The organism is Streptomyces sp. NPDC006552 (assembly GCF_040611655.1).
In the GTDB taxonomy this organism is placed as follows: Bacteria; Actinomycetota; Actinomycetes; order Streptomycetales; family Streptomycetaceae; genus Streptomyces.
The window spans coordinates 82,181-88,667 of sequence record NZ_JBEXOS010000030.1; the positions used below are offsets into that span (position 1 = coordinate 82,181).

The 6,487-nt window shown below is 72.8% G+C and carries 9 protein-coding genes; 8 read left to right on the forward strand and 1 reads right to left on the reverse strand.

What is annotated here, in order from left to right; translation table 11 throughout:
- Window positions 1-57 precede the first annotated feature (57 nt).
- The 3 genes from ABZY33_RS19050 (at window position 58) to ABZY33_RS19060 (ending at window position 3,174) form a co-directional block, all read left to right on the forward strand.
- On the forward strand, window positions 58-1,656 hold the full coding sequence (locus ABZY33_RS19050) for an ABC-F family ATP-binding cassette domain-containing protein (RefSeq protein WP_356492755.1): 1,599 nt from the start codon (window positions 58-60) through the stop codon (window positions 1,654-1,656).
- Window positions 1,657-2,014: 358 nt separating this feature from the next.
- A complete protein-coding gene (locus tag ABZY33_RS19055) occupies window positions 2,015-2,236 on the forward strand; it encodes a helix-turn-helix domain-containing protein (RefSeq protein WP_356492756.1) in 222 nt (73 codons plus the stop codon).
- Between the two features lie 146 nt (window positions 2,237-2,382).
- Window positions 2,383-3,174 carry an enoyl-CoA hydratase/isomerase family protein gene (locus ABZY33_RS19060; RefSeq protein WP_356492757.1) on the forward strand — a complete coding sequence of 264 codons (792 nt, stop codon included), beginning with the start codon at window positions 2,383-2,385 and terminating at the stop codon, window positions 3,172-3,174.
- 64 nt (window positions 3,175-3,238) lie between these two features.
- Here the strand turns inward: ABZY33_RS19060 and ABZY33_RS19065 are convergent, their stop codons facing one another.
- A complete protein-coding gene (locus ABZY33_RS19065) occupies window positions 3,239-4,030 on the reverse strand; it encodes a nucleopolyhedrovirus P10 family protein (protein ID WP_356492758.1) in 792 nt (263 codons plus the stop codon).
- A 106-nt stretch (window positions 4,031-4,136) separates the two neighbouring features.
- Here ABZY33_RS19065 and ABZY33_RS19070 point away from each other — a divergent pair, with 106 nt between their 5' ends.
- Genes ABZY33_RS19070 through amaP form a run of 5 tightly spaced genes read left to right on the forward strand, consistent with a single transcriptional unit; the run spans window position 4,137 to window position 6,469 of the window.
- Window positions 4,137-4,607 (forward strand): Asp23/Gls24 family envelope stress response protein, encoded by a 471-nt coding sequence (locus tag ABZY33_RS19070; protein WP_356492759.1) that lies wholly within the window; start codon window positions 4,137-4,139, stop codon window positions 4,605-4,607.
- 40 nt (window positions 4,608-4,647) lie between these two features.
- Window positions 4,648-4,833, forward strand: coding sequence for a hypothetical protein (locus tag ABZY33_RS19075; RefSeq protein ID WP_324772339.1), 186 nt, complete (start codon window positions 4,648-4,650; stop codon window positions 4,831-4,833).
- Between the two features lie 3 nt (window positions 4,834-4,836).
- Window positions 4,837-5,181 carry a hypothetical protein gene (locus tag ABZY33_RS19080; RefSeq protein ID WP_356492760.1) on the forward strand — a complete coding sequence of 115 codons (345 nt, stop codon included), beginning with the start codon at window positions 4,837-4,839 and terminating at the stop codon, window positions 5,179-5,181.
- A gap of 17 nt (window positions 5,182-5,198) precedes the next feature.
- Window positions 5,199-5,813: a DUF6286 domain-containing protein gene (locus tag ABZY33_RS19085; RefSeq protein WP_356492770.1), complete on the forward strand. Its 615-nt coding sequence runs from the start codon at window positions 5,199-5,201 to the stop codon at window positions 5,811-5,813.
- Window positions 5,810-6,469: an alkaline shock response membrane anchor protein AmaP gene (amaP, locus tag ABZY33_RS19090; RefSeq protein WP_356492761.1), complete on the forward strand. Its 660-nt coding sequence runs from the start codon at window positions 5,810-5,812 to the stop codon at window positions 6,467-6,469. Before ABZY33_RS19085 ends, amaP begins: the two co-directional genes overlap by 4 nt.
- Window positions 6,470-6,487: the final 18 nt, after the last annotated feature.

Genomic DNA, 6,487 nt, shown 5'->3' on the forward strand with positions numbered 1-6,487 from the left:
GGCGCCGACCGGCCCTCGCCCTGTCAACCAGCCGTAACCCTGTCCTGGAGTACCCCCGTGATCACCGCATCCGGTATCGAACTGCGCGCCGGCGCCCGCATCCTCATCGAGAACGCCTCTTTCCGTGTCGCCAAGGGCGACCGCATCGGCTTGGTCGGCCGCAACGGAGCGGGCAAGACCACCCTCACCAAGTGCCTCGCCGGTGAGGGCATCCCGGCCGGGGGCACGATCTCCCGCTCCGGCGAGGTCGGCTACCTGCCGCAGGACCCGCGCACCGGCGACCTGGACGTGCTGGCCAGCGACCGCATCCTGTCGGCCCGTGGCCTGGACACGCTGATGCGCAAGATGCGCGAGAACGAGCAGCGCATCGCGAACGGCTCGGGCGCCACCCAGGCCAAGGCGCTCAAGCAGTACGAGCGCCAGGAGACGGAGTTCCTCACCAAGGGCGGGTACGCCGCCGAGGCCGAGGCCGCCACCATCGCCGCCGCGCTGAACCTCCCCGACCGGGTCCTCGGCCAGCCGCTGCACACGCTCTCCGGCGGCCAGCGGCGCCGGGTCGAGCTGGCCCGCATCCTCTTCTCGGACGCGGACACCCTGCTCCTGGACGAGCCGACCAACCACCTGGACGCGGACTCCATCGTCTGGCTGCGGGACTACCTGAAGACGTACAGCGGCGGCTTCATCGTGATCTCCCACGACGTCGAACTGGTCGAGACGGTCGTCAACAAGGTCTTCTACCTGGACGCCAACCGCTCCCAGATCGACGTCTACAACATGGGCTGGAAGCTCTACCAGCAGCAGCGCGAGGCCGACGAGAAGCGCCGCAAGCGCGAGCGCCAGAACGCCGAGAAGAAGGCCGCCACGCTGAACGCGCAGGCCGACAAGATGCGCGCCAAGGCCACGAAGACGGTGGCCGCGCAGAACATGGCCAAGCGCGCCGACAAGCTGCTCGCCGGTCTGGAGGAGGTGCGCCAGTCCGACAAGGTGGCCAAGCTGCGCTTCCCCGACCCCTCGCCGTGCGGCAAGACGCCGCTGATGGCGGAGGGGCTGTCGAAGTCCTACGGCTCGCTGGAGATCTTCACCGACGTCGACCTGGCCATCGACAAGGGCTCCCGGGTCGTCATCCTCGGTCTCAACGGCGCGGGCAAGACCACCCTGCTCAAGCTCCTCGGCGGCGCGGAGAAGCCCGACACCGGGCAGGTCATCGAGGGCCACGGTCTCAAGCTCGGCTACTACGCGCAGGAGCACGAGACCCTCGACCCCGAGCGCACGGTCCTGGAGAACATGCGCTCCGCCGCCCCCGACCTCGACCTGATCCAGGTGCGCAAGACGCTCGGCTCGTTCCTGTTCTCGGGGGACGACGTCGACAAGCCGGCCGGGGTCCTCTCCGGCGGCGAGAAGACCCGGCTGGCCCTTGCGACCCTGGTCGTCTCGTCCGCGAACGTGCTGCTCCTGGACGAGCCGACGAACAACCTCGACCCCGCGAGCCGCGAGGAGATCCTCGGCGCGCTGCGCACCTACAAGGGCGCGGTCGTCCTCGTCACGCACGACGAGGGCGCCGTCGACGCGCTCCAGCCGGAGCGGATCATCCTGCTCCCGGACGGCGTCGAGGACCTGTGGGGCCAGGGGTACGCGGACCTCGTCGCCCTGGCCTGAGCGGACGCGTCAGCGCCGCTTGATCGAATGGCTGATCCACTGCTGATGGATCATTCGGCCGAGCCGTGATCCATCATCTGAGTGAGATCGCCTCGTACTGCGGTGTGTCCTACACGGATTTCGCCGCCCGCGGGGGTTATCGCGCTCTTTCGCTTCCAGGGCGGCGCTGACCTGGGAACTCTTCGATTAAGTGGGCTCCGGGCGGCGCTCGGAACAGCCGGAATCTTTAGTTCCACTCGTGGCGAAAACCCCGCGCGGCGCAATTGTGCCGTCACCGACCTTGCCGAATGGGTGGCCAGGAACGCCGCAAGGGGTGATCATGGGAATTCCAGAGCGCACTTCCTATGAGGAGGCACGGGTGGCCGAGACTCTGAAGAAGGGCAGCCGGGTAACCGGCGCCGCGCGTGACAAACTCGCGGCAGACCTGAAGAAGAAGTACGACTCCGGTGCGAGCATCCGGGCACTGGCCGAGGAGACCGGCCGCTCGTATGGGTTCGTGCACCGGATGCTCAGCGAGTCCGGGGTCACGCTGCGCGGTCGCGGCGGGGCCACGCGAGGCAAGAAGGCCACGGCGAACTGACCCGGCCGGCCTGCTCCCCGCAGGTCGGCGCGGTCGTGGGAGCGGAGCGAGGCTCACTGGTCCTTCGGTGGCCACCCGGTCGGTCGGCTGACCGGCCGGGTGGTTACTGTGCAGTCACTTATGACCGCGCAGACTCGGAGGCCCAGATGACTTCGCCCGCACCGCTGCTCGACAAGGACGGCGTCCGGCTCACCGTCGACGACGCGATCGCCACGGTGACCCTGAGCAACCCGGACAAGCGCAACGCCCAAAGTCCCGCTCTGTGGCGGGCGTTGGCCGAAGCCGGGCGCACTCTGCCGGGATCCGTGCGCGTCGTCGTGGTGTGCGGTGAGGGCAAGTCCTTCTCCGCGGGCCTGGACCGTCAGGCGTTCACGCCCGAGGGGTTCGCGGGCGAGCCGTCCTTCATCGACATGGCGCGCGGCGGCGAGGATTTCCTCGACGCCACGATCGCCGAGTACCAGTCCGCCTTCACCTGGCTGCGCCGCGGCGACCTGCTGTCGGTCGCCGCGGTCCAGGGGCACGCGATCGGGGCCGGCTTCCAGCTCGCCCTCTCCTGCGATCTGCGCGTCGTCGCCGACGACGTGCAGTTCTCCATGCGCGAGACCAGCCTCGGACTCGTCCCGGACCTCACCGGTACCCACCCGCTCGTCTCCCTGATCGGGTACGGGCGGGCGCTGGAGATCTGCGTCACCGGGCGCTACGTCCACGCCGAGGAGGCCGTGGCCGCGGGGCTGGCCAACGTCGCCGTCCCCGCGGACCAGTTGTCCGACGCGACGCGGGATCTCGTCGCCGCGCTCCTCGCCGCGCCCCGCGACGCCGTCATCGAGACCAAGGCGCTGTTGCAGGGCGTGCAGGGCCGGACCCTGGAGGAGCAGCGCGCGGCCGAGCGGGCCGCGCAGGGCCGCCGGCTGCGTGACCTGGCCGGCCTGGACGACTGACCATCGCCCCCGGCGCCTCGCGGGTCCATCCGCGGGGCGCCGGGGGTGAACCGCCGGTCAGCCGTCAGCCGGTCGGCATGGTTCGCGCCGTCTGCGCGGTCGGTGCCGTCGGCGTGGCCGGTGCCGCGTGTGCCGTGACCGCCGTGACCAGGACCGCGACGCTCGGGGTGTCCGGGAGGGCCGCCGCCACCGACTGCCGGACCGCCCGCGTCACGTCCAGCGCGCGGGCCCCGGCGGACACCGCCAGCTCCACCCGGACATGACGCCGCGGCAGCGCCGCCCGGCCCGGCTCGCGCTCCTCGATGTGGACCGCGCGGCCCAGCCCGCCGAGGGTGCCCGCCAGCCGGGCCACGCCGGGTACGGCCAGCGCCGCCCCGGCCGCCCGCTCCGCGTCGCCCGACAGCGCGGGCGGCGCCGGTGCCTCCTCCTCGGCCCCGTCCGCCTCCGGCTGCTCCGCGTCGGCGTCCAGCAGCGCCGTGACCTGGATGTCCACCTCCGTCACCACCAGGCCGAGCCGCTCGTCCGCCGCCCGCGCCAGCGCCGCGCGCAACCGCCCGGTCGCCGCCGGCAGCGGCTCGTCGGCCGTCGCCGCGCACTGCGCCGCGATCCGCAGCGGGCCCGGCGGCAGCGCGCTCGGCGGAGCGGGCACCGCCGCCTCGTACACCCCGTCGGGATCCGCCCCCGACAGCCGCACGGCACCGAGCCGCACCCCGCGCACCCCGGCCACCTCCCGCCGCAGCACCCCGCGCGCCGCCGCCTCCGTGATCCACGCCCCGTCACCCGGCCCGCCCAGCGGCAGCAACCTGCCGATCCCGAGTTGTTGCCGTACCGCATGTGCCCATCGGTCTACCGTCATTGCTCCAGGCTGCCGCATCCCGGGCGCGGGACGGCGTAACCGCACTTAATGTGGTCAAAAGAAAGCAGACCGCACCGAGATGACATCGCAGAGAGGGGACGGCCCGATGAGCGACACCGCACAGGATCCCGGCGACACGCAGGCGGCCTCGGCCACACGGAGCAACGTCACCAAGCGGGGTGGCGGCGACCCCGCGAGCCGGGGCAGGACCACCATCGCCGACGGCGTCGTCGAGAAGATCGCCGGTCTCGCCGCGCGCGACGTGGACGGCGTCCACGCGATGGGCAGCGGCCTGTCCCGGACCTTCGGCGCCGTACGCGACCGGGTGCCCGGCGGCACCAAGTCCGTCTCGCGCGGCGTGAAGGCCGAGGTCGGCGAGGTGCAGACCGCGCTCGACCTGGAGATCGTCGTCGAGTACGGCGTGTCGATCGCGGACACCGCGCGCGCGGTGCGGGAGAACGTCGTCGTGGCGGTCGAGCGGATGACCGGGCTCGAGGTCGTCGAGGTGAACATCGCCGTCAGCGACGTGAAGCTGCCGGACGAGGAGGACGACGAGCCGGAGTCGAAGCTCCAGTGAACGCCGCACCCGCCCGCAGCGCATGGAGGAGGACGACGCGATGAATCTGGCCGTGATCGGCATGATCGCCGGCATGGCCCTCGGCTTCGCCGGATATTTCGGCGGTTTCGGGGCCTTCCTGCTGGTGGCGGCGCTCGGCGCCATCGGCTTTGTCGCCGGCCGGTTCCTCGAAGGGGACCTCCAGCCCGGCGAGTTCTTCCGCACGCGCGGCGACCGGCGGCGGTGACCTGTGGCGACACAGGTCGCGCCGGCCGAGCGTGGCGCGACCCGGATCGCCGACCGGGTCGTCGCGAAGATCGCCGCGTACGCGGCACGTGAGGCGCTGGACGCCGTCCCGGCCGACGGCGAACCGCCGCACGCCACGGTCACCGTGCGCCACGACACCGCCCGGGTCCGGATCAGCCTGGAGCTGGACTACCCGGTGGACATCGGCGCGCAGTGCGGCGCCGTCCGCCGTCACGTGACCCGTCGCGTCACGGAGTTGGCGGGAATGGAGGTGCCGGAGGTGGCGGTCCAGGTGGAGCGGCTGCACTCGGCACAGACGCGCGGTACGGACCGGGGGAGGATCCGGTGAGCGAACCCACCCAGCGCATGCCCGTCGCCGAGCGGCCGGGCACCGGCGCGGCCCCCGACCCCTCGCACGCCACCCAGGGCAGTGGCAGGAAGACCGGCCGCTTCTGGTCGGCCCGGCGTATCCCGGCGGCGCTCTGCGCCCTGGTGCTCCTCGGCGGCGTGGGCCTCCTGCTCTACGACGTCGCGGCGGTCCGCTCCGGTCGCCCGGCCATGCAGTGGCGGCGCACCCTCGCCCGGGAGCTGGCCGAACGGCCCCTGGACGACACCGCCGTCCTGATCGGCGCGGGCGTCGCCGCCGCCCTCGGCCTGTGGCTGCTGCTGCTCGCGCTCACCCCCGGGCTGCGCGGGCTCCTGCCGATGCGCCGCAGCCACCCGGAGGTCCGCTCCGGGCTGCACCGGGACGCCGCCGCGATGGTGCTGCGCGACCGCGCCATGGAGGTGCCCGGCGTGCACTCCGTACGCGTCCGGGTCAAGCGTTCCAAGGCGAAGGTGCGGGCCCTCGCGCACTTCCGCGAACTCGACGACGTACGGGCCGATCTGGACGACACCCTGGGTGACGGCGTCAAGGGCCTCGGGCTGAGCAGGACCCCCCGGCTCTCGGTGCGCGTGGCGCGCCCCGGCAAGAAGGGATGAGCGGCGTGCTGAGAACCGTGAACCGGATCGTGCTCGGCCTGCTCGGCCTCGTCCTGCTGGCCGGCGGCGGCTCGGTGCTCGCCGTCGGGCTCGGCGCGAAGCCGCCGTCCTGGTGGATCCACGACGGCCGCAAGGACGTCCTGCTCAGCGTCGCCGACCGGCAGCGCTGGCGGGACGAGGGCTGGTGGTGGCCGGTGGCGATCGCCGTGCTCGGGGTACTCGTGCTGCTCGCGCTGTGGTGGCTGGTGGCCCAGCTGCGGCGCCGCCGCGTCACCGAGGTGATCGTCGACACCGGGGACGGCGAGGGCGCCCGGCTGCGCGGCCGCGCCCTGGAGAACGTGCTGGCGAGCGGGGCCGAGGCCGTGGACGGGGTGGAGCGCGCGGGGGTCGTCCTGACCGGCCGCCGCTCCTCGCCCCGGGCCCGGGCGAAGCTGAGCCTCGCCCCGCACGCGGTGCCCGGGGAGGCGCTGCACCAGTTCGGGGTGGAGGCGCTGGCCCAGGCGAAGAACTCGGCGGGTCTGGCGTCCCTGCCGGCGGAGGTCAGGCTGCGGGCCGTCAAGCACAGGGCCGAACGGGTCAGGCCAGCTGGAGTTCGAGCTGGTGCCCGAGCTCGTAGCGGATCACGGCGTACGAGGCCAGGCACACGCCCACCGTGATCAGCGCGACCGTGGCGC

Coding starts and splice junctions, on each gene's coding strand:
- ABZY33_RS19065 (WP_356492758.1), bottom strand. CDS start 4,030: ATGACGGTAGACCGATGGGCACATGCGGTACGGCAACAACTCGGGATC.
- ABZY33_RS19075 (WP_324772339.1), top strand. CDS start 4,648: ATGAATCTGGCCGTGATCGGCATGATCGCCGGCATGGCCCTCGGCTTC.
- ABZY33_RS19085 (WP_356492770.1), top strand. CDS start 5,199: ATGCCCGTCGCCGAGCGGCCGGGCACCGGCGCGGCCCCCGACCCCTCG.
- amaP (WP_356492761.1), top strand. CDS start 5,810: ATGAGCGGCGTGCTGAGAACCGTGAACCGGATCGTGCTCGGCCTGCTC.
- ABZY33_RS19070 (WP_356492759.1), top strand. CDS start 4,137: ATGAGCGACACCGCACAGGATCCCGGCGACACGCAGGCGGCCTCGGCC.
- ABZY33_RS19060 (WP_356492757.1), top strand. CDS start 2,383: ATGACTTCGCCCGCACCGCTGCTCGACAAGGACGGCGTCCGGCTCACC.